At 41.6% G+C, this 23,066-nt stretch carries 20 protein-coding genes; 9 read left to right on the top strand and 11 right to left on the bottom strand.

The genetic code is table 11. The features are described from left to right. Positions 1 to 10: 10 nt before the first annotated feature. Complete coding sequence (locus H6G41_RS25425; protein ID WP_190749828.1) at positions 11 to 2,074, bottom strand: hypothetical protein; 2,064 nt, start codon at positions 2,072 to 2,074, stop codon at positions 11 to 13. Positions 2,075 to 3,640: 1,566 nt separating this feature from the next. Here H6G41_RS25425 and H6G41_RS25420 point away from each other — a divergent pair. Further along, complete coding sequence (locus tag H6G41_RS25420; RefSeq protein ID WP_190749826.1) at positions 3,641 to 3,940, top strand: putative quinol monooxygenase; 300 nt, start codon at positions 3,641 to 3,643, stop codon at positions 3,938 to 3,940. Positions 3,941 to 3,994: 54 nt separating this feature from the next. On the opposite strand, the gene H6G41_RS25415 is transcribed toward H6G41_RS25420, so the two are convergent. From H6G41_RS25415 to H6G41_RS25405, 3 genes are all read right to left on the bottom strand, one after another. Next, positions 3,995 to 4,429 carry a hypothetical protein gene (locus H6G41_RS25415; protein ID WP_190749824.1) on the bottom strand — a complete coding sequence of 145 codons (435 nt, stop codon included), beginning with the start codon at positions 4,427 to 4,429 and terminating at the stop codon, positions 3,995 to 3,997. Between the two features lie 330 nt (positions 4,430 to 4,759). After that, complete coding sequence (locus H6G41_RS25410) at positions 4,760 to 7,531, bottom strand: pitrilysin family protein (protein ID WP_190749823.1); 2,772 nt, start codon at positions 7,529 to 7,531, stop codon at positions 4,760 to 4,762. A gap of 190 nt (positions 7,532 to 7,721) precedes the next feature. Beyond that, on the bottom strand, positions 7,722 to 8,186 hold the full coding sequence (locus tag H6G41_RS25405; protein ID WP_190749822.1) for a VOC family protein: 465 nt from the start codon (positions 8,184 to 8,186) through the stop codon (positions 7,722 to 7,724). 215 nt (positions 8,187 to 8,401) lie between these two features. On the opposite strand from H6G41_RS25405, the gene H6G41_RS25400 reads away from it, so the two are divergent. From H6G41_RS25400 to H6G41_RS25390, 3 genes are all read left to right on the top strand, one after another. Next, the gene (locus H6G41_RS25400; protein ID WP_190749821.1) at positions 8,402 to 9,421 is read left to right on the top strand and encodes an ABC transporter ATP-binding protein; all 1,020 of its coding nucleotides are present in this window, start codon (positions 8,402 to 8,404) and stop codon (positions 9,419 to 9,421) included. A gap of 197 nt (positions 9,422 to 9,618) precedes the next feature. After that, a complete protein-coding gene (locus H6G41_RS25395; protein WP_190749820.1) occupies positions 9,619 to 10,506 on the top strand; it encodes an ABC transporter permease in 888 nt (295 codons plus the stop codon). A gap of 45 nt (positions 10,507 to 10,551) precedes the next feature. Further along, positions 10,552 to 10,947: a hypothetical protein gene (locus H6G41_RS25390; protein WP_190749819.1), complete on the top strand. Its 396-nt coding sequence runs from the start codon at positions 10,552 to 10,554 to the stop codon at positions 10,945 to 10,947. Between the two features lie 121 nt (positions 10,948 to 11,068). Here H6G41_RS25390 and H6G41_RS25385 read toward each other — a convergent pair whose 3' ends face one another. Beyond that, the gene (locus H6G41_RS25385; protein WP_190749818.1) at positions 11,069 to 11,506 is read right to left on the bottom strand and encodes a peroxiredoxin; all 438 of its coding nucleotides are present in this window, start codon (positions 11,504 to 11,506) and stop codon (positions 11,069 to 11,071) included. Between the two features lie 162 nt (positions 11,507 to 11,668). On the opposite strand from H6G41_RS25385, the gene H6G41_RS25380 reads away from it, so the two are divergent. The 3 genes from H6G41_RS25380 (at position 11,669) to H6G41_RS25370 (ending at position 14,256) form a co-directional block, all read left to right on the top strand. Beyond that, positions 11,669 to 12,073, top strand: coding sequence for an Npun_F0494 family protein (locus tag H6G41_RS25380; RefSeq protein ID WP_190749869.1), 405 nt, complete (start codon positions 11,669 to 11,671; stop codon positions 12,071 to 12,073). Positions 12,074 to 12,525: 452 nt separating this feature from the next. Beyond that, positions 12,526 to 14,001, top strand: coding sequence for a cobyric acid synthase CobQ (cobQ, locus tag H6G41_RS25375; RefSeq protein ID WP_190749816.1), 1,476 nt, complete (start codon positions 12,526 to 12,528; stop codon positions 13,999 to 14,001). A gap of 15 nt (positions 14,002 to 14,016) precedes the next feature. After that, positions 14,017 to 14,256: a 2Fe-2S iron-sulfur cluster-binding protein gene (locus H6G41_RS25370; RefSeq protein ID WP_190749814.1), complete on the top strand. Its 240-nt coding sequence runs from the start codon at positions 14,017 to 14,019 to the stop codon at positions 14,254 to 14,256. 259 nt (positions 14,257 to 14,515) lie between these two features. On the opposite strand, the gene H6G41_RS25365 is transcribed toward H6G41_RS25370, so the two are convergent. The 5 genes from H6G41_RS25365 to queA form a co-directional block, all read right to left on the bottom strand. Continuing rightward, a complete protein-coding gene (locus H6G41_RS25365; protein WP_190749812.1) occupies positions 14,516 to 14,959 on the bottom strand; it encodes an SRPBCC family protein in 444 nt (147 codons plus the stop codon). 38 nt (positions 14,960 to 14,997) lie between these two features. Beyond that, on the bottom strand, positions 14,998 to 16,437 hold the full coding sequence (gene zds / locus H6G41_RS25360; protein ID WP_190749810.1) for a 9,9'-di-cis-zeta-carotene desaturase: 1,440 nt from the start codon (positions 16,435 to 16,437) through the stop codon (positions 14,998 to 15,000). A 260-nt stretch (positions 16,438 to 16,697) separates the two neighbouring features. Further along, on the bottom strand, positions 16,698 to 16,862 hold the full coding sequence (locus tag H6G41_RS25355) for a ribbon-helix-helix protein, CopG family (RefSeq protein WP_190749808.1): 165 nt from the start codon (positions 16,860 to 16,862) through the stop codon (positions 16,698 to 16,700). 1,728 nt (positions 16,863 to 18,590) lie between these two features. Then, positions 18,591 to 19,703, bottom strand: coding sequence for a Wzy polymerase domain-containing protein (locus tag H6G41_RS25350; protein WP_190749806.1), 1,113 nt, complete (start codon positions 19,701 to 19,703; stop codon positions 18,591 to 18,593). Positions 19,704 to 19,802: 99 nt separating this feature from the next. After that, positions 19,803 to 20,963, bottom strand: coding sequence for a tRNA preQ1(34) S-adenosylmethionine ribosyltransferase-isomerase QueA (queA, locus tag H6G41_RS25345; protein WP_190749804.1), 1,161 nt, complete (start codon positions 20,961 to 20,963; stop codon positions 19,803 to 19,805). 242 nt (positions 20,964 to 21,205) lie between these two features. On the opposite strand from queA, the gene H6G41_RS25340 reads away from it, so the two are divergent. Further along, positions 21,206 to 21,595: a hypothetical protein gene (locus H6G41_RS25340; protein ID WP_045868874.1), complete on the top strand. Its 390-nt coding sequence runs from the start codon at positions 21,206 to 21,208 to the stop codon at positions 21,593 to 21,595. Between the two features lie 141 nt (positions 21,596 to 21,736). Here H6G41_RS25340 and H6G41_RS25335 read toward each other — a convergent pair whose 3' ends face one another. Beyond that, a complete protein-coding gene (locus H6G41_RS25335; protein ID WP_190749802.1) occupies positions 21,737 to 22,213 on the bottom strand; it encodes a YraN family protein in 477 nt (158 codons plus the stop codon). A 14-nt stretch (positions 22,214 to 22,227) separates the two neighbouring features. Between H6G41_RS25335 and H6G41_RS25330 the strand changes: the two genes are divergently transcribed. Further along, positions 22,228 to 22,737 (top strand): pentapeptide repeat-containing protein, encoded by a 510-nt coding sequence (locus H6G41_RS25330; RefSeq protein WP_190749867.1) that lies wholly within the window; start codon positions 22,228 to 22,230, stop codon positions 22,735 to 22,737. The last annotated feature ends 329 nt before the right edge of the window (positions 22,738 to 23,066 follow it).

Below are 23,066 nucleotides of genomic sequence, written 5' to 3'. Positions count from 1 at the left end.
CTTCAAATCGCTACTTTTTCTCAATCCTATTCCACTCAATCTGAGTAGATTCAACACTAGAAGTGGGAATAATCACATCTTTTCTCTTAGGTACTTGAACTCTTGTTCCAGGTGGAAGCAAATTACCATTGACGATGCTGTTTCCTCCGATGGTTGTTCCTTTTGTTGTGTAACCTGTTGCTAGAGAGGGCAAAATACTATTCCCTTTTTTGACAATTTCGTTCACAACCATTAACTCCGCAGGAGAAGCCTCTCGTGGTGTTCCCACAAAAGGCTGGGACAAGTCACTATCCACCACACCAATCAGGCGATTTTGGTAAGTGAACGCATATCCAAGTTGCTGTACAGAAGAAAGAGCCATTCCTTTTTCCTGAGCAATCCTTTTCGCTTCTTCCTCCAGGTTGAAATTCTTATCTCGTTCTTCAGCTTGAAGAAGGTTACGAATCTCTTCAAAGGCTTGTTTGGGTTCCCGGTCGGCTGCAATCTGTTGGGCTTTTTCCAAGGCTTGAGGAGATATAGGCTTGCGGACAAAGAGGATCTTGTCGGGCATACTCTCTACTTCCACAGCATCAACTATCAACTCTTCAACAACCTGCGCTTTTTCTCCTCTCCAACGTTCAGATTGGAGGCGATATCTTTCAGGATTGGCATTAGGAGGAGTTAGCCCAGCCTTTCTAATCTCATTGGCAGATGGATTAGCTCCAATGAGAGTAACAAGGTATTTAGTAACTTTGACCACGTTAGAAGAGGCACTAATCCGTTTCATTCCACAAGGAGTCCCAAAAAAGTCGAAATTCCAGACCCCTCTTAGACCCCATTCCGAGTCTTGGTTAGAGCCAACAGTATAGTCTCCGACTAAGCTGACATTAGATGCACAAGATAGAGCCACAGCCATTCCTCCAGAAACTCTTGCTGCTTGACCTTGCGAAGTTTTTGCAAGGGAGTACAAGCGTTGAGCCGCTTCTGCTTGAGCAAATACCGAGACTTTTTCGCCAACTGGACGCTGAACCCCTCCGATAATTCCTAAGTTTCCAAAAGCAGTCTGAGAAACCTCATCTCCGCCGGTGTTTCCAAAACCGACGACATTACTATAAACCCCGATATAGCTGTTGTTGCGAATAGACTTTCCAGGTGCATTAAATACAACTCCAGTGGTCACTCCTCCTACTCCAATTGCTTTAGATGGTGCTACAGGATTGTATGTAGCTTGTCCAAAAAGAAACGTATTTTTAGATAAGCGATAGCTCACAGTACCTTCAACTCCAGCACTAGAGAAGGTTCCACCTCCAGCAAATACAGAACCAGAAACATCTGTATGACCAACTTGTACCCTTCTAGCTCCAGTAAGTTGTATGGAAATAGGAACTAAATTACCAACGTTTTTACCTTTATCTTCTACTGGCGTTTCCGGATTGGGTTGAGGGTTTGGTTGGGGTTGGGGATTACCTTGAGGATTATTGGGATTGGGGTTTGGATTCGATTCAGGATTGGGGTTTGGATTTGATTCAGGATTAGGTTTGGGATTCGATTCAGGATTAGGTTTGGGATTCGATTCAGGATTGGGGTTTGGATTTGATTCAGGATTAGGTTTGGGATTCGATTCAGGATTAGGTTTGGGATTCGATTCAGGATTGGGGTTTGGATTTGATTCAGGATTAGGTTTGGGATTCGATTCAGGATTAGGTTTGGGATTCGATTCAGGATTGGGGTTTGGATTTGATTCAGGATTAGGTTTGGGATTCGATTCAGGATTAGGTTTGGGATTCGATTCAGGATTGGGGTTTGGATTTGATTCAGGATTAGGTTTGGGATTTGATTCAGGATTAGGTTTGGGATTTGATTCAGGATTAGGTTTGGGATTCGATTCAGGATTAGGTTGCGGTTTTGGCTGGGGATTATGTTGGGGATTGGGTTGCGGTTTTGGCTGAGGATTATGTTGAGGATTAGGTTGTGGTTTTGGCTGGGGATTATGTTGGGGATTGGGTTGCGGTTTTGGCTGGGGATGTGCAAATGCAGATTGCGTCACCAAGATTAACAACAGATTAGATAATGCAACAGAAGCTTTATGAATCATGAGATTTCCTCCTCACTTGTATAGATTGAAAATTCTCTGTTTCAAGGGTGTGAGCTAGCAAATATCAGAAACAATCACCCAAACTAGCTCATCATGAAAAATGCTGAAAAAGCTATGAGCATCAGTTGCGAGGTAGCAAATGATGGGCAAGTTGTCTCTTGCAAGGCGTAATATATGCATTGATTACCTATTCCAAAACTAAAAAATTTGAAAATCCTAGTTTTTGTCTCGAAAATAGTACTAAATATGCCAAAACATGATTGGCTGCTTAATTGAAGATACACAAGCAACCTTTACAACTGTTGCAAAGGTTTGACCATAAATTGCGGAACCAGACTATGTACTTAGTTAATGAGAAACATTGAGTATTTCAACTCTGAGTCTTGTTTATATCCCATCTCAAAGTTGAGAAAATTACTCAAAATCAACATCTCTGTCAAACTACAAATTAATCTTGTAGTTAGCTCTAGCAATACGATGATATTTTGAGCAAATTAAACACCTTATTTTTGTAAAAAGGTGTTTTAAGCTATTTACTAGTTTTCAAAAGGAAAAAAAAGCATTGATTGCAGATTATTACTAACCTTGGCAATTTCAAATATTTTATACAATAACAATCAATGCTTCAATTTTTAATCTCACAATTCGATCAATTGTCATAGCTACCTCACAATATGTAGATATATTTACCCTGATTCTTTTTTGGAGACTCGAAATCATCAGATAACTTTTGTACCTGATGACATAGTTCAATAGCCTGTTTCACAAGCTTCGATAAAAGCTGATATTTCAGACTGATTGACAATTTTTATTAATTCCAAGAAAATCGGCTGTAAACCTTACAAAATAAGAGTTTGAGCGAAAAATATTGATTTTGACTATTTTCTGAGAAAATTAAGGCTCAAATACCTACTCTATATACATCTGAGAGATTTAATCTTGCTTTTATCCGTTCACAGAGATCAGAACTAGCTAAAGACTGTGAATGTCTTGAACTTTGGGAGATGCACTCAAAAACAAAATTCATATTTGTTAGTGGAAATGCTTATAGATATCCTTTTACCATATACTTATCTGGTTTTTTTATAAGTTACACACATATTCATCTGGCATATACATAGTTGACATAATATTCTATATATGTATCTAGCTCTAGGATGAAAAGATAAGTTAGTCAGGAAACGTTCATCCATTACTGAAAGATGTTACAACTCCTAGGATTTAAAGCTTTGCAACTCAAGTCTGGGTATGAGACAAGTCATTATGTAATTAATTTTACATAATTGTTTTTAAAATTTTGAAAACTCTTATTGAGATTACTAGATTATTCAGCTTTAACAAAGCTCTATGTATCTGCCTTTGTACTTCAGAGAATGCTAGATTATTTACAATACATTTAGTTTAGTTAAATATAAAATCAACTAGTAACTTAAATAAGTTTAATTGTTTAAAAAGCTATTAAAATCTGCTAAATAAAAATTAATTTATCACAGATAATATGATATTAATATCATAAAAAGCTTAGTTAAAATGGCATCTTTCCAGTAATCACAGAATAATTAACAAATGACTAACCAAACCATTCGCGTTGTAGCCCGTGTTGTAGCTTTACCCGATAAAGTAGAAGCACTCAAAGCAGTTCTGTTGGAATTAATTGAACCAACCCGACAGGAAACAGGCGCTATCACCTACGAACTCTTGCAAAATCAGCACGATCCAACAGATTTTACTTTTGTTGAAGAATGGACTTCTAACGAAGCTTTAAATAATCATCTAGATTCAAATCATCTGCAAGAAGCCGCAGCAAAATTAGATGGCTTGGTTGCGTCTGCGCCAGACATTCGTCGCTATTATCTTCTGGCTTAGATTGAGTCAGCTAGTAGAGACAACCTTTCTTAACCTAGCCTAGCCCCTATTAACTCACCCTCCTTCGCTAAATTCCCCGGTAACTAATAGCCAAATTCTAGATGGAAAATAACCTTGTACGGGATTTTTCTGAATTGATTTCGCCATAATTGCGCCCAATAACCCACGACGTACTTCGGAATCTGTCACGCCGGAAATCCTTTGTGCTCTAGAAAAATTAATAATAGCCGTATCGTAATCATCCTTATTAGCAGCTGCTTGGATTGCGATCCGCATCAATCGGGCATATTCTGCACCATAGCTGGGGTTAATCCATAGCCCATTAGGAATGCAATCACCGGAGAAGACATTTCCTGCTTTTCCGGTGATTTGGCTGATGCATTTCGTCTTATCTTGAGCAGCGACATCTGGTAGATTTATTGCTGTGAAAGTAGTAATAGTCGCTACTCCTACTACTACTACTAAACCCCGATTAAATGCTTGTATCACCTAATGTATTTGTAAATTGAGAATTACTATTTTTAGTTTTTATTATTGTGTTACTAAAAACAAGCCCATCACAATAAATATTAAATAGATCTGTGCAATTGAAGATAGTCATTTGTCATTGGTAAGGGTTTCAAGGCTATTTACATTTCTTGATATATTTTTGTTTATTTACACTGACTTATACTAATTCCAATAATCTTTGGCTATGCATCTATATATTCTAGAGGGCACGGCATTGCCCTTACCCATCTGTGACAGTTGGGAATAGGGTATAAAGATAAACTAATGCCCTATTCCCTGTGAGCGGATGAAGTTTGCCGCAGCGTTTAATTAACTGCGTTTTTGTAAGGTAGATGGAGAACCGACAGTCACAATGACTACATTCTCTGGTTTAATTAATTCCTGAATGACTTTTTGTACATCTGGCATAGTTACAGACTCGATTTGGCGGGGAAAATCTTGGATTTCTTGAGGTGAAAGCCCGTAGACATCATTATCCAAAATAATGCTAGCGACAGTGCTGGGATTCGCTAACTCTACAGGGTAGCTGTTGCTAATTGAGCGTTTGGCGGTGTTCAATTCTGCTTCAGTTATCCCTTGTTCCCGCAGCTGTTTGAGTAAAGCTAGGGTGCTAGCGATCGCTTTTTCTGCATCTTGGGGATCTGTCTGCATCTGAATTAAGAAGGGGCCGGGGTTAATTCCCGCAGCAAAGGCGCTGTAAATACCATAAGTTAAACCTTGGCGATCGCGTACTTCGGTACCTAAGCGACTAGATAAGGTATCGCCACCCAAAATTTGATTCAGCACTAAAGCTGCATAGAAACGCGGATCTTTGCGGGAGATGCCATTATAACCAAGGTAGGTCACCGCCTCGGCTTTACCTGGAATTACCTGATTTAGGCGTGTCAAAGTTGCAGGTAACTCTACAGGCGGTAAATTGAGTTGTGGTGGTTTACCTTGAGCTTGCCATTTTCCAAAACTTTGATTGAGTAAGGCTTTAACTTGGGCTGGCTTAAAGTCACCCACTAAAGCGATCGTTGTCGTATCTGGGCGATAATGTTCCCGGTAGAAGCGCAGTACTTCATCGCGAGTAATACTGTTTAAGCTTTCGATAGTAGGAAAGCTATGGAACGGATGATTTTCTGGGTAAATTGCTTGCTGGAACGCTCTTCTTCCCAAGGATTGGGGGTCATCAAGTTGGACTTTCAGGCTAGTCAACACCCGTTGACGAGTTAATTCTAACTGGTCTGTGGGGAAGGTGGCATTTTGGATCACATCCGCCAGGTTTTGAATTAATATTGGCAGATCCGCTGATAGTCCTTGACCAGTAATGTTGACGCCTTCGCGGCTAGCAACAAAATCAAGACTTGCGCCCCTATCTTCTAAAGTTTTTGCTAAAGTCAAAGCATTTTGAGTTTGCGTCCCATTCATCAAGTTATTAGCCGTGATATTTGCTAACCCAGCTTTTTGATTCCCATCAAATACAGTCCCAGCATCAATTTGTCCGCTTAAATTAACTGTTGGTACGCTGTGGTCAGCTAACAGTAGGACTCGTAAACCATTGGCTAAAGTAAACTGTTCTGGTAGGACTTGCTGGCTGGCGCTAGTAGTAGAAGTCGCCGGAGGTAAATATTTAGCCAATTCTGCCGGATCTACAGGTTGACCAGGGCTAAAATTCTCGACAGTACGACCGGAACTACCACTAGCAGCTTGTTCGCCATCTGGTTGAGTTGGTTCAAAGAAACCGATGGTTTGTTTAGCTGGGTTGAGGTAAGTTTTTGCCACTCGTTGGACATCTTGGGGTGTCACTTTAGCGATCGCCGCTAAATACTTTTCCACAAAATGATAATCTCCAGCAATCGCTTGGTTATACCCTAGTTGGTTAGCTTGAGAGGTGATATCTTGGTTAGCCAAAATAAATGAAGCTTGAAGTTGGGTCTTAGCGCGGTTTAATTCTTCAGTCGTTACTGGCTGTTTTTGCAGTTTCGCCAAAGATTTTTGCATTAATTGGGCAATTTTGCCTAATTCCTGACCTGGAGCCGCTGTTGCATTCAGTTCATACCAACCCGGTTCTATTAATTCTGCGGCGCTACCACTCACAGAACTAGCTAGTCCAGATTCTACTAAATCCTGATAAAGGCGAGAACTACGTCCACCAGTCAAAATCATATCCATGACATCAATTGCCGGAACATCAGGATGTTTTAAATCTGGTAGAGGATAAACAGCTTGTAATAATGCGGCACTTCCTGGTTCCCTTAACACAAGTGGTGATTTTTGTCGAGCTACAGCACTCACGGTTTTCTGTGGTTCCTGCATTTCTAAGTCTTTTTTCACTCTTGGCTTGACCTGACCAAAAGTTTCTTTCACAGCCTTGATTGTTGGTTCTGTGGCAAAATCTCCGGTAATTACCAGCGTGGCATTTTCCGGGCTGTAGTACCTTTGGTAATAATTGCGTACCTGCTCTACCGTGAATTTCTCTACATCGGCTTTTGTCCCGCCTACAGGTAAGCCATAAGCACGGTTAGGAAAAGCCGCTTGCATCACTGCCCGATTTAAACGATAACTCGGTGAATTTTCATACCCTTGCAACTCAGATATAACTACCCGCTTTTCACTGGTTAGTTGCTCAGTGCCAATTAATGAATTGGTCATGCGATCGGCTTCTAAAGTCAGCAGTGCTTCTAGTTTATCTCGCCGTACTGTGCCAAAGTATACCGTTTCATCATAGCTAGTAAAGGCATTAAATTGACTGCCTAAAGCACTGAAGAGCCGCCCAAACTGCACCGGGCGCTCTTTTGTACCCTTAAACATCAAATGTTCTAATTGGTGAGAAATGCCACTTTCTCCCTTACCCTCATTCCGAGAACCTACTTTATACCATACCTGCACACTAACTACAGGAGCTGTATGTATTTCTTTCGTTAGTACTGTTAAGCCATTATCCAATACCGTTTTGTTCACTCCTTGGGAGAGCGAAAGAGTAGATACAGGTGCTACGGCTGGGGGTGTGACAGCGTTGGTGAGATTGCCAGAAATCGGCACAGTACTGAGAAGTAGACTGAGTAATAACCCTATTAGCATGTATGTGCGTAGCTTCATAAACATCGAAAATGGAAATTCTCAATTTAACTGAGAGCAAAGATAAATGGTAGCAATCTCCAGACTGGTGCAGGAAACAAGGAGAATAATAGTTGTTTTCAATGTAATGAGCGATCGCTTTTCTCTACTGCTAATTCATCAATACATTGCCAATGCAGATATCTGATGCTGAGTTGCTGCGGTATAACTATTAACTAATTTCCGGATCGCAACGAATCTCAATCATAAAGCCATCAGGATCGTAGAAGTAGACGCCTCTACCAGTAGGACGAGTCACAGGGCCGTGAGCGATCGCAATTTGATTATCTTTGATTACTGCTACAGCTTGATCGAATAACTGCGGCTCAATGTCAAAAGCTAAATGATAGGCTCTAGTAAAACTTTTCTCGGGATTGGGATCTGGCGGTGATAATTCTGGTTCGCCAAATAAATCAATAATTGTGCCATCGGGAGTAATGAAGTTAGCTACTTTCCCAGCTGCAACAAGTTCAACTAATGTGGCGGGTACTTCATCACCTGTGAGTTCATGCAACCCTAAAATAGTCCCATAAAAATGTCGGGAAGCTTGCATGTTTTTCACGTTAAGTGCAATATGATGCACTTTTCGCAAAACACCTGGAGCCAGGACACTGTTTGTACAGGAGTTAGATAGCATGGCAGAATCAACTTTCTCTACAAGGATAGAAGTTTAATTTGCGAACATCTCAAATGCGCAAAACTTCTACCTTGACTGTACTGCATATAAAAGCAGCAAGACATACCTCTATGCTGAGATTGGTGGGATGTTCCCATTCAACTATTTAACTGGCACTCCTCAACTACAATATATATAGACTTTGTTGAGATTTGTATCGTTGGGGATTAGCTGTCATGGCTCCCGCCGTTTTAATTGAAAATCTGCAAAAGCGCTATGGCACGGTTGAAGCCGTCAAAGATGTCTCCTTTACAGTAGAATCTGGAGAAATCTTTGGGTTGCTTGGCCCCAATGGCGCTGGCAAAACTACTACCCTGCGCGCTTTGTGTACGCTCACCACGCCGGATGCTGGCAAAATCGAAGTATCTGGAGTCTCGGTGTTAGCTAACCCCAGAGTAGCAAGACAAAAGCTTGGTTATGTGGCTCAAGAAGTTGCTTTAGATAAAGTGTTGACTGGTAGAGAACTGCTGCAACTGCAAGCTGCGCTTTATCACCTCCCCAGCGCGGTAGGGAAACAGCGAATTGAGACAGTATTAGATTTACTCAATTTGCAAGAATACGCTGATAAAAAAACTGGAACTTATTCTGGCGGGTTACGCAAACGCCTAGATTTAGCAGCTGGATTGCTTCATGCACCAGATGTTTTGGTATTAGATGAGCCAACAGTGGGACTGGATATAGAAAGCCGTTTTATTGTCTGGGAGTTTTTGCGGAAGTTACGCGCCTCTGGAACCACGGTAGTAATTACTAGCCATTATTTAGAAGAGATTGACGCCCTAGCCGATCGCGTGGCGATTATCGATCGCGGTGTAGTCATTGCATGTGGTACACCATCACAATTAAAAGATCGAGTAGGAGGCGATCGCATCACTTTGCGCATCCGCGAGTTCTCCCCCATCGAGGAAGCCGAAAAAGCCAAACACCTCCTGCAAACTTTGCCATTAGTGCAGGAAGTAATTATCAACACTGCTCAAGGTAATTCCCTAAACTTAGTGGTAACACCGCAAAATGATGCGCTAATCACCATTCAACAAGCCCTAAATACAGCAGGCTTGCCCATTTTTGGCATAGCCCAATCTCGCCCCAGCTTAGATGATGTCTACCTCGCCGCCACCGGACGCACCTTAATGGATGCAGAACTCGCAGCCGTAGCCAATCGCGATCCCAAAGCCGAGAAAAAGCAAAATATGAGATAAAGACTGGAAGGAAGACAAGGAAGACAAGGAGGACAAGGAGGACAAGAAATTTTGGATTTTGGATTTACGTTAGCGTAGCGTTAGCGAGTCCGCGAGCGTCTTTTGGATTGGAATTCAATCTAAAATCCAAAATCTAAAATCTAAAATTGTTTCCAATCCCCCATACCCCATGCCCCATGCCCAATTCCCTAATAATTATGAGCGTTACTCCTAAATCTGAGATAAATTGGCAACCAGCCACATCACCGCAAGGTTACGCTGAGGCTAAACCTAATTTCTTTGGCGAACTAGTTCAAGAGACTTTAGCTTTAACTCGTCGCTTGTTTATTCAATTACAACGCCGTCCCTCAACTTTGGCGGCGGGAATTGTTCAGCCTGTAATGTGGCTGGTGCTGTTTGGTGCATTATTCCAAAATGCTCCCAAAGGACTTTTTGGCAGTACGACAAATTACGGTCAATTTCTATCTGCTGGCGTAATTGTTTTTACAGCTTTTGCAGGAGCCTTAAACGCTGGATTACCTGTAATGTTTGACCGCGAGTTTGGCTTTTTAAATCGCTTACTGGTAGCGCCTTTAGCATCGCGGTTTTCAATTGTCTTTGCATCGGCAATTTTTATTATCAGCCAAAGTTTACTACAAGCGGCGGTAATTGTAGGTGCAGCAGCATTTTTAGGCGCAGGTTTACCCGATTTAGCTGGGTTAGGTGCGATCGCGTTAATTGTCTTCCTCTTGGCTTTGGGTGTCACCGCTATCTCTCTCGGCTTGGCTTTTGCCCTCCCAGGACACATTGAACTCATCGCCGTAATTTTTGTCACCAACCTACCGCTATTGTTTGCCAGTACGGCTTTAGCACCATTATCCTTTATGCCCCAGTGGTTGCAGGTAGTTGCCACTCTTAACCCTCTGAGTTACGCTATTGAACCAATCCGCTATCTGTATCTTCACAGCAGTTGGGGATTGGGTAGCGTAGTCATGCAAGCCCCTTGGGGTGCTGTTACCTTTGGTGGCGCTTTACTAATATTGCTGGGCTTTGCTGTCGTCGCTTTATTAAGTATTCAACCCCAACTCAGACGAACTCTTGCTTAAGATATAAGCATGATTCACTTGCAACAACTTTAGGGTAAAAACCTCATGGAAAAAATGTTTCTCACCCTGACAAAAATCGCCCTTGCTACGGTTGTCGGCGTTAGCTTCTCCGGTTTCGCGATCGCTCAGCCTACCTTGGCTCAACTCGGTACAATTGATTCCACTAACAGCGATCCTAGCCAGAATAATGGCGATCCATTCTCTAGTAACGGTGGTACAGAGTTCAACATGTTTAACCTGATACATCAGGCAAATTTTGGAACATTGAATTGGAACTCTGAGCAACAGAACCAACAATTAGATGAAGCCGCCCTCCTCTTTAAACAAAGACAACAACAAGCAATTCAAAATGGCGGTAACGTAGGAACTTCATCCCAAAATTTACCGATCATCAGACTCCCAGAAAATACAGTAGATCCCACAGTACCAGTAAAAAACTAAAGCAATCCCAAAAAATCAATTATTTACTAATAGGGGCACGGAACAGAGCAGATTTCTGTCAAGCGCAAAAATCTTTCTCTCCCGTGCCCCGAAAATTTGGGTATTTTCTAATGGAAAATTGTTATAGCCCTAAAGCAGCTAAAACATCACTGGCGTGAGTAGTTGTATTCACGCTGGCGTCAACATGAATAATTTTCCCATCGGGGCTAATGACATAAGTTACACGTTTAGCGTAACCACCACCATCAACATCAAAAGCCTTGATTAGACTTTTATCTGTGTCAGCCAGTAAAGGAAAATTCAGATTATATTTGGAGGTGAATGCTTGATGAGAAGTTTCATCATCTGCACTTACTCCTAGTACTACAACATTTTTACCTTGATAATCCGGTTGAGCATCCCGGAAACTACAAGCCTGTTTGGTACAACCTGGAGTATCATCTTTAGGGTAAAAATATAAAACTACTGTCTTACCAGCAAAATCAGCTAAAGAGACAGTATTGCCGTTAGTATCTTTGGCGGTAAAAGCAGGTGCATCGCTACCGACTGCTAGAGGCATAATGAACCTTCCCTGTTTGAGATTGTTGGGGCATTTGAAATTTTACAATAATTTACAATAATTAAGTTAATTACTAGTCAAAAGTCTATAGTTCATCGCCAAAAATTTCTTGACCAATGACCAATGACTATTGAAGCCCATCACACAATCCCACAATTCAAAATGCCTGTTGCTAATCCTCAAACCCCAAAAACTTTTGCTTATCCTCAAACTACTGTAGAACGAGCCGAGCGATCGCTTATTTGTTCTCCCTTCAATCCAGCTTTATTGGCGGCAATGCAACAAAAAAGCATATCATTGAGTGCGATCGCTCAAAATAATGGGATCGAGAATGGCTACACCAAACGTTTTTTATCAGAATTAGCCTGCGATCAGTCCTTAGATTGGCTAATTCAAGTAGGTGTATTGCGCCGTGAAGTTGATGGACAAGGAATTACAGATAGTTACCGCCTCACACCCCTAGGTCAAAAGTTAGCCGAAAAATACCAAAATCAAACCTGGCCTCATCCCTTATTAAGCGATCGCCTACAAAATGCGATCGCCCGTTGGTGGAGATTACCTTTCTAGATTGAAAATCCTCATGGCAGAAGAATATTGTTGACAGTTGACTGTTGACGGTTGACTGCGCCGCACTGCGATGCCCTGAGCTTGTCGAAGGGAGCCTGTCGAAGTGTTGACTCTTACCCAATGCCCAATGCCCCATGCCCCATGCCCTAATTAAAAAGTTAGCATCAGCAACTAAAAGGGAACAATATATACGGAAGCATCGACCCCATTTATAAAGCCTTTATCATTAGCCTCTAATTGAGTGCGTACAGTGAAGGTACGGATTAACCAATAGATATGGGGTAACAGAGGATATCATCAGCACTAAGGTATACTCTGGTGTTAGTGACTCAACATCTCTATCTTCCGTGCTGATATCAACTCCCTGGCTTGTTAAATGTTGACAAGCGAATTGTCAGATCACCGTTCAACCTAAAAATTCTGCCCCTTATATTGCAAAACCGAAAGTCATTATGAAATCAATTATGGTTGTGGGGACAACATCCCATGCAGGGAAATCATTAATAACTACAGCAATTTGTCGCATTTTATCGCGGCGTGGCTGGCGAGTTGCTCCCTTTAAGGGTCAAAATATGGCTTTAAATGCTTATGTTACTGCTAGCGGTGGAGAAATTGGCTACGCCCAAGCAGTCCAAGCATGGGCGGCGGGAGTTGTCCCTTGGGTGGAAATGAATCCAATTTTACTCAAACCCCAAGGTGATATGACCTCCCAAGTCATTCTCAAGGGTAGGCCTGTAGGTAAAGTCAGTGCAGCAGATTACTACGAGCAATATTTTGAGCTTGGTTGGCGAACAATCGAAGAATCCCTACAACATTTAGGCACAGAATTTGACATATTGGTTTGTGAAGGTGCTGGCAGTCCGGCGGAGATTAATCTGAAGCACCGCGATTTAACAAACATGCGGGTAGCAAAATATTTAAATGCACCAACTATACTCGTAGTTGATATTGACCGAGGTGGTGCTTTTGCCCATATAATTGGAACTTTAGAGTTATTAGACCAGGAAGAACGTGATTTAATTAAAGGTATAGTAATTAACAAGTTCCGAGGACAGCGATCGCTGTTAGAACCAGGCATACAATGGTTAGAAGCGCGGACGGGTATCCCTGTGATTGGTGTAATTCCTTACTTGGAACACATGTTACCCGCAGAAGATTCTCTCAATCTATTAGAAAGAAAACCTCATAAAAGCCAAGCTGACTTAGATATAGCAGTCCTACGCTTACCGAGAATTTCTAACTTTACCGACTTTGACCCCTTAGAATCAGAACCCACCGTATCAGTAAGATATCTCAACCCCAAGCAAGAATTAGGTCACCCAGACGCCGTAATTATCCCCGGTACCAAGACTACAATTGCTGACTTGATACTGCTGCAAAAAAGCGGTATGGCAGAAGCAATCCAACACTATGCCGCTTCTGGTGGTACAGTATTAGGCATCTGCGGCGGCTACCAAATGCTAGGTCAGATGATTGCCGATCCTGAAGGCATAGAAGGACAAGCAGGTAGATACCAAGGATTAAATTTATTACCCATCAGAACTGTAATTACAGGGCAAAAAATCGCCCGTCAGCGCCAAGTTAGCTCGAATTTCCCACAAATGGGCTTACCAGTTTATGGATTTGAAATTCATCAAGGGCGATCGCGTATCGAACAGCAAGCAGATAACCAAGCCTTCCAACCCCTATTTGATGATGTTAACTTAGGGTTAGTGGATAGTTGTCAATCAGTTTGGGGTACTTATCTCCACGGATTGTTTGACAATGGGCCTTGGCGACGCGCTTGGTTAAACCGTCTGCGTCAACAACGGGGTTTAAAATCTCTGCCTACTGGTGTCGCGAACTACCGCGAACAGCGAGAGCAAACTTTAGATTCCCTAGCCAGCGAGATTGAAAATCATTTAGACTTAACACCCTTTTTATCCTAGAGAGGTTGCTATTTAATGAGTGTTCGCGTCCAATTTTTACCAGATGATGTCACAGTCAATGCTGAAGTCGGGGAACCCCTCTTAGAAGTAGCAGATCGGGCGGGGATATTTATCCCCACTGGCTGTCTCATGGGTACTTGTCACGCTTGCACTGTGGAATTAGAAGATGGCAAAACCATCCGCGCTTGTATTACAGCCGTACCACCCGGACGCGAACAATTAACCATTAATCTATTTAGCGACCCAACTTGGTGATAGTCGCTGGTATCTTTACTAGCGTAGAACTTTGCTGATTTCGGTGTTGATGCTTTTTGGATAATTGCCGTTATGGTATGAGGAGCTAATTCATAGCTCTAGAACTTAGACCAATTTGAAAAAAGAATTCGACATATATACAGCCCCAAATGCTTGTCCTGTCTTGATTCTTAATTCTTAATTTTGAATAGCCCAGAATAAATTGCCGCATTTTTCATATTTAGACAGTAATTAATTTACTGCCTGCTTTTACTACATATCAACTAGCTTTGGCATTCAAAGCGTATTCTCGAAATCTTTCCAAATCAGCTTGAATTGTCGATTCCACAGCCCGCCCCAAAAACAAATTATCCATAATTTTGCCAATGATACCCGGAATGGCATAAGAAATGGTGAGTTTGACAATACTACTATTGTGGCGATCGTAAAAGCGAATCGCCCCTTGATTTGGTAAGCCATCAATCGATTCCCACTGAATAATTTGATTGGGAATAATTTTCAGAATCCGGGATTTCCAACTAAAGTCCAGACCGCCAGTACTCAACTTCCAAATAGATATATCTGGATCGTCTGGCGATATCTTCACCGAATCAATCCACTTCATCCATTTTGGCATTTGCTCCAAGTCAGACCAGAGACTCCAGACAAAATCTATCGGAGCCTCTACTTCTACCTGTACACTATGCTCTAACCAGTCTGACATTTTTCTTCCTCTGCGCCCTCAGCGCCTGTTGCAGTGGGTTACTTTTTCACATTCTCCAGAATCACTTTTGCCGCCCGCCTCCCGGAAATTGTGGCTCCCTCCATACTATCGATATAATCTTGCTGGGTGTAACTTCCTGCCAAGAAGAAATTAGGTACAGGTGTCTTTTGGTCGGGACGGTACAGATCCATTCCCGGCGCTTCGCGGTAGAGAGATTGCGCCAGTTTGACTACGTTGTACCAAGTCATATTTAACTCGCGCGATGAGGGGAACAGTTCGTGTACTTGTTGCAGTACATGCTGGGCGATCGCTTCATTGCTTTGTTTAATAAACGGATCTCCAGGTGTCAGTACCAACTGTAGCAAAGAACCTTGCCCTTGACGATAATAGTCAGCCGGGCTAGTCAGTGCTAAATCCGCAAAGCAAGAAAAATCAGCATCAGCAGTATAAAGCAAATTATCTATCCCTACAGCTTGATTTAGCTGTTTGCGTTTTGCCTCATCTTGGAGTTCTGTTACCCAGCCATCAAACCTGAGTTGGACTGTGGCTACGGGTACTGCATCTAATTTATAAATATTGTCAAATTCTGACCATTTTCTCCATTCTTGTGGTATTAAACGCTGAATTCCCGGCACATCACAAGCAAAGACATAAGCGTCAGCTGTAATTACTTCCTCTTGTTCGCCTTGGGCAACTACAATACCAGTGACACGGGTTTCTTTATCTAATTCCGCAAACTGAATTTCCCGCACTTGGCGACGGGTATAAACTTGAGTCCCCCTAGCCGCTAAATATTCCAATATTGGCTTGTGCAGGTACTCGTGGGGCGAACCTTCCAGCATCCGCAATATAGAAGCTTCAGTTCTCACAGCAAAGAACTGAAAGATTGTCAACATACAACGCGCAGAAATATTTTCGCAATCAATAAAGCCTAGGGCATAAGCGATGGGGTTCCACATCCGCTTAATGCTACCTTGACTACCACCGTGACGGCGAAACCAATCGGCAAAGCTGATTTTATCTAAATCGCGAATGGTTTTCATCGCCCCGTCAAAGTCTACTAAACCCCTAACTATGGGGCTAGTACCTAAGGCGATCGCATTTTGTAATTTATCTTGTAATGATAGTTGGGAAGTCGTGAAAAATGCTTTTAACCCATTAAAAGGCGCACCTGTGAAGAAACGAAAATCTAAAGCACCTGTGCGCCCTCCTTTGTTGATAAAAGTGTGGCTATGTTCTTTCAGGCGTAAGTTATCTAAGGCCCCCACTTTTTTCATTAAGTCAAACAGTTGATAGTAGCAGCCAAAAAATACATGCAACCCCATTTCTATGTGGTTACCATCGCTATCTACCCAACTGCCAACTTTTCCACCCACAAACGGACGGGACTCAAAAATCTCTACTTCACAGCCAGCATCTGCTAAATCAACAGCAGTTGCTAGCCCTGCTAGCCCCGCACCTACGATTGCAACGCGCATTCCGTCGTTCCTTTTCAGTTTCTTTACAGATTGTAACTGGCCTGGTGTCGGAATTTGCTACTGAGATTCAGTTAATTAGCATTTAGGGTTATAGAAGTGTCTGATTACACAATCTCACTGCTTAGTAGTCCTAAGTCATGAGTAATAGCTGATCAATCCCTCAAGCCAAGGGATTAAGTAACTCAGTACTTGTGCGGAAAATACTGAGTTAATATTAAGTATTTTCCGGATTTCTGGCAAACACTTCCTATCCTGCTGGCTTATTTATTGTCTTCAGAGGTGGATAAACCTCTTATCAGTTCCCGAATAACATCGGTTGCAGGTCTACCAGTCTGCTGACAATATTGTTCTAATTTTTCAGCTTCCTGTGCAGCAAGATTAACTGTTATACGTTTTACGGCCCACTTTTTATTTGTCATTATCATGCTATTTGCTATCTATTAACATCATGAGAAACATCTAACTAAAGAATAAAAAGAGAATATTCTTAGAATTAGTGTCAGTAAACAAGGAATGCCATTAGTAATAAAAATGCTAGTTTTCTCGCAAGTTGTTCATTTTCCAATAAAATATAAAAGGCAGAATTGAATGGTTGCTGTTGTGACAGCACAAATAGCGCACACTTGCCGTTAAAGGAAGGTATAGCGGCAAAAGTAACTTGGCTAAGTCTGATGATTAAATTTTTTAAATCAATGGGCGTTCATACTTTTAACTCAATCGAAATTTCCTAAGTTTTTCTTTAACAAAAGCATATAGGCAACTCTTGAGAATCAGTTCCTAAAAAACTCTGGAAGAAACATAATACCATAACATCTCACATTCAAGTTTGAGGAAATCATTATTTTTAAACGTTGCTCTGGTAACGGTGTTTTAGTTGGAGATGTACTGTGCGATCGCGCCTGAGAAAGTCAGCAATACAAACTGATTCTCGATATCAGAAAGGGATTTAGCTATCATCTAGCTATGAGAAAATTAGTTAAGACTTCTAAATAAAAATGTCTGTATTGCCATAACTTTGGTATTTTAAGTTTTTACTTTTTCGACTAAATTTATTCATTCCCTTCATTAGACTGTTAATACCTCGCGATCAATTAGGTGAGTTAAATTTTATTAGTTTTCTCCACGAATTAAATCTACATATTTAATCCTTTATTCACCTCCAAATGTTGAATTGATAATTTCGTAAAAATGTATCTTTCTCTGTATTAAAGGTTTAAGTTTTTATGCAGAGACTAAAAATTTATCCCATGATTTTTGGGATGAGTAACCTCATTGTCTTAGGAAAAAAAGCCGTAAAAGAGTTGTGTTCTAAACTTACTTATTAAACCGGAGGTAATTGGGAACATCCTAATTCCACATTAATTCTCTAGCTCTCAAAGCATTTTGAAACTGTTATGTACAAAAACATGATGCAACTAACCATCTCTGTATAAAAAATATTGTACACCTCAATATTTTTTAGGTGCATTTATTATAGACATTATTGCTAAAATTTAAATAATCTTTATCCTAGGGCTAGATAACAGTATTCCTCTAGCTTTATAAAATAATTATAAATCCCAATCTGTTAATCTAAATTTTCCGTAAATTAGATTGTTAATTTACACAATGCTCCATCATAAAACAGTAGACTTTCAAGCAATTGTGCTAAATTTTAAATGGTCTAACTGAGCAGCACAAGTTATACATTTGTGTTTATTTATACGTACATATTTAGTACAAATAGTTAATAGACAAAGCTGAGAATATAGTTACTTCATAAAGTTTTCAGTAAGTCAATTTTTGGCAAATAAGCTATTCTGCTTTTAAGTTGCATAATCCATTATGAGGACTGTTGACAGCGCTGCACTGAAGCTCACTCGAAATGTTGACCGTGGGTTTGTTCTTGGGGAACACCAAGAGAACTCCTACGCCGTGGCTTTTCTGGAATATCCACCGCACAATAAATAAACGTGCTCTTCAACAGAAGCGCACGTTAAATGAAAAACTCCACCCACAAGGGGGTGGAGTTTTCCGTCACTTTCGATACAAGTTAGGGTTGTCAACAGTCCACAGCCAATGTTAAACACCCTATTGACTATTGATTATTGACAACCTCAACTCATATCAACAAACTACAAGGAGAACTGCCTTTTGCCTCTGGTGTACTAGGTTTAGCGCAGTTTCATTGATGTTGGCTGTGGTTGAGCAGAAATTGGTACAGTTACAGGAACATCTGGGGTTGCTTGCGGTACTTGTGGTTGATTTGGCTGTTGTAAAGTTGTAGAGGTTGATACCGCCGCAGGAGTGGATGCTTGACTAGCTTGGGCTGTCTGAGGTGCTGACATCTGGGCAATTTGTACGATTAACTCGCCAATTTTTTCAGATTGAGCGATGTTACCTTGGTCTTCGTATTCTTTGCGGGCGCGTTTAAAAGCGCTGTTGGCTTGTTTAATTTGACCTTGATTATATAAAGTCACGCCTAAATTGTAGAAAGCGACAGCATTTTTGGGATGTTGACGAATAGCTTGTTGGTAAACTGCGATCGCCTCAGCTGTTTGCCCATTCATGGCCATCAAGCTGCCCAAATTATTGTAAGTTGTGGGATTGCTAGGATCTCGTTGCAAAGCTTGTTGATAAGCCGCGATCGCTTCTGGAAGTTCACCTTGATTTTGGAGAGCGATCGCTAAATTAAAGTAAGCATTGGCATTTTGCCCATCGAGATTAATTGCTTGCTGGTAAGCTGCGATCGCTTCTGGTACTTGTCCTTGTTGGTAAAGTGCCAACCCTAAGTTATATTGGGCGGCTGCCATTTTGGCATCGATCGCCAAGCTTTGACGATAAGCTGTAATCGCTGCTTCTCTTTGACCTTGTTTATGTAACGCTAAACCTAGATTGTAATGAGCATCAGCATAATTAGGATTTAAGCGAATCGCCTCTGCATACTCTTGTACCGCAACATCCAAGCGGTTTTGCTCTAAGAGAATATTGCCCAAATAATTTCTGGCGATCGCTAGTTTAGAGTCGCGCCGCAAAGCTGCGCGGAAAGCGTCTTCTGCTCCCTGTAAGTCTTGGCGGTTATAGCGGGTGACTCCTTGCTGGAAAAAACTGGCTGCATCCAGATCCTTACTCACAACGTTCTGAGCCAAGAGTTTGCTTCCGGGTAAATTAATTATTGTTGGTGCAGCCAATACCAAAAATGCCACAGAAGTTGAAAGCAACTGCCGGTGCAGCGCTACTTGAGACAAACTACGAAACCACTGGGGAAGTTGATGTTGTTTAAACATGAGTGGCAGGCCTTTACTTGTTGTTTAGATCCTTAAATTTAAAGTACCCACCACAACATGAAAAATTAACAGTCAAATTTAAAAAGTTTAAATTCGGTTCTAGGAATTTAAATTTATGACTGCTTCCGGCAAAATTAACATGGCATCACCAAAGGAATAAAAACGATATCGAGATGCGATCGCTTCTTGGTAAATGTCTAATAATCTTTGTCTACCAATTAAAGCGCTCACCAACATTAACAAACTAGAGCGTGGCAGGTGAAAATTAGTAATTAGTCCCTCTACTACGCGCCATTTGTAACCAGGGTAGATAAATAAATCAGTTTTGCCGCAAAATGGTTGTAAACTTCCCGATTGGGCTGCACCTTCTAAAGCGCGTACTGCTGTTGTTCCTACAGCAATAATCCTTCCACCTGCGGCTTTCGTCGCCCGAATCTGCTCGACTGTGGAAGCAGGAACTTCAATCCATTCTTCATGCATTTGGTGGCTGGTGACATCTTCCACTTCTACGGGGCGAAATGTGCCCACGCCCACATGCAAGGTAATAAAAGCTTGATTAATCCCGCGATCGCGCAATTTTTCCAGTAATTCTGGCGTAAAGTGTAACCCGGCTGTTGGTGCCGCGATCGCTCCTGGATGTTTGGCATAGACTGTTTGATACTGTTCGTCGTCAGCTTCCGAGGCGGTAATGTAGGGCGGTAAAGGGACTTCACCAAATACATCCAAAACTTGCACCAGAGAAACTTCCTCTGGTAACTCAAATTGCAATAGCCTTCCGCCAGTGGCTTTATCTGTTTCTATGACTGTAGCTGTCAGGGTTGAGGGAAACTTTGCTTCCCCATCTCCTCCTGTTCTACCTTTATGTGGTTCAAAAATAATTTGCGATCCGCGTTTGAAGCGTTTTCCCGGCTTGACTAAAGCCAACCAACAGTTATGTCGCCGCTCTTCTAGCAGTAAAACCTCTACTTCTGCACCCGTAGATTTACGGCCATATAGACGAGCGGGTATCACTTTACTGTTATTCATTATCAGTAAATCCCCGGATTGTAAAATTTCTGGCAGATCTCTAAAAATATGGTGTATACTTCGGGAATTTATTACCAGTAGGCGAGAGCTATCTCTAGGCACTACTGGATTTTGGGCAATCAATTCGGGCGGCAGGTCATAATCATAACCAGCTAATGAACAGTCTAATTCCACATTTGTTACTTCTGGAGTCAAAGGTTTGTTGACGTTGTTTGGTGTTACTTGATGCTTCATTGCGATTTACTCTGCTTTCCTGGAATCGAGAGTGAGTTTTCCTGATTTAGGTAACTCTAGGGAATAGCTGCTCAATTTCATTCCTAAATATTAAGTATTAATACTAATCCGTGACACGGAAATCCCAATATAAAAATTGGGTAAACCTCCCTATCTAAAAACGGGGGCTTTTACCCTACCGGAAACATGGATTTATTGAGGAATATAGATATGTAGGATTGGCTTTGATCCCAAGCACCAACATGGAATACTTGTATTACCTGGCAAATGCCAGTCTAACTCTGAGGGTCGTACAATACCTGCACGGCAGACCCCAGATGCCTGTTTCTTTCGTTACCGTGATTCACCAAATAGATGGCTGGGTGGTAAGGATCAAACTTAAAGGTCAAGTTTCCCCCCAAGTTGATGGTGACTTCCGGGCATTCCTGAATGAATTAGGAATTAGCTACGAGCCACCAATGCGGGTACAAATGGCACTTTGGAGTTTAGAAGCAGGGCAATGTCCTGTAGACGTGATGCGTCGCTACCAAGTAGCCATAGTTTCTCATGGTAGTCCAGAACGAGAAGAAATTGAGGCATTCCGCCAACAGTTTGTTCGTGGATTAGGCTACTGTCCCGAAACTTTGGCATGAGTTTCGCGAGCCATAAGGCTTTACCACAAAATACATTAATCGGCAAGTAGGGTCACGGCATTTGCAAGAATCCCGTCTATACAGATATCTTATATACGCCGTGCCCTACCATTTGCGAACCCATAGAACCCATAAATATTGTCATGCTATGGAGTCGAAAGCAGCGGCAATGTATTCTTGGAGTTGGAATTCGTAACCAGCGACTAATGAACTAGCTAGAGGTTTCTGGGTACTTTTTCTTTGAGAGACATTGTTTGCGACTGATTGACAGGAGACAATAGCGACATCAAATCTACAGGGGTAATCTGCTTTTTCGGGGTATGTGGCTAAAAACATTTCCGCAGTCCGCCACAGTTTTGTTTGCTTTTTGAGGGTGATAGCGTTTCTCCCGCCAAAATCCCAGTTACCCAGACTACGAGTTTTAACTTCGACAAATGCCAAGGTTGAGTTTTGAGCGACTCTGCCATCATCATATTGGGCAATAATATCAATTTCTCCCCATCGGCAAGAAAAGCGACGGTGGAGAATTAACCAACCTGTAGATTGCAGCCATTGTGCTACTAGGTCTTCACCTAAGTGACCAATGTCGGGATAATGAGATGCAGGAGGGTTGGTCATTGGTTAAAAATATGATGAATCAAAAATTAACTGTGCGGATTTGGACAACTGTACTCAGTGTCTTGCTGTGGGGATTAGTTGGCGTCACAGCAATTATAGGTGTTGCGCCTACGGCTTTGGCATTGGAATACAATAAAGAAATTTTGATAGAATCTGATTTCTCAGGTAGAGATTTAACAGACTCTAGTTTTACTAAAGCTAATCTCAAACAGAGCAACTTTAGTAATGCTAATTTGAGTGGTGTAAGTTTCTTTGCTGCAAATTTGGAATCAGCTAATTTTAAGGGAGCTAATCTTACCAACGCTACTTTAGATTCGGCTCGCTTCATTAAAGCCAATTTAACTAATGCGGTGTTGGAAGGTGCTTTTGCGGCGAATGCGAAATTCGATGGCGCGATTATTGATGGCGCAGATTTTACAGATGTGCTGCTACGTCCCGATGAGCAAAAAAAATTATGTAAAGCTGCTAAAGGTACTAATCCCACTACAGGAAGGGATACGAGAGATACCTTATTTTGCTCTTAGTGGATGATTTGAGTAATTTCCAGATTTAGGCGATCGCTTCAACCTCACACATACCACAATTGAGTATATAAGTAAAGTTGCTGCCAAGCTGGTGGCGATAGGGTAGATTTTTGCGCGAAAAATTACCCCTGCTTGGTTAGATTAATGCATCGTTCCTTGTGGGGCAAAATGGACTAGCTTTATCATTTACACATATTCAGTACTCATTTATATATTTTGTGTAAACAAAAAAGGTGATCGCCTTCTCATTTACCTAAATCAAGTACTCATTTACAGGTTTTTAGTAAGCAAAAAGCCATTTCACCTTCTCGTTAAGCCTTAACAAGTTC

The sequence above is a fragment of the Tolypothrix sp. FACHB-123 genome (genome assembly GCF_014697075.1).
In the GTDB taxonomy this organism is placed as follows: domain Bacteria; phylum Cyanobacteriota; class Cyanobacteriia; order Cyanobacteriales; family Nostocaceae; genus Aulosira.
The sequence above is the reverse complement of the archived record's forward strand: the minus strand, read 5'-3'. Positions and strand labels throughout refer to the sequence as shown.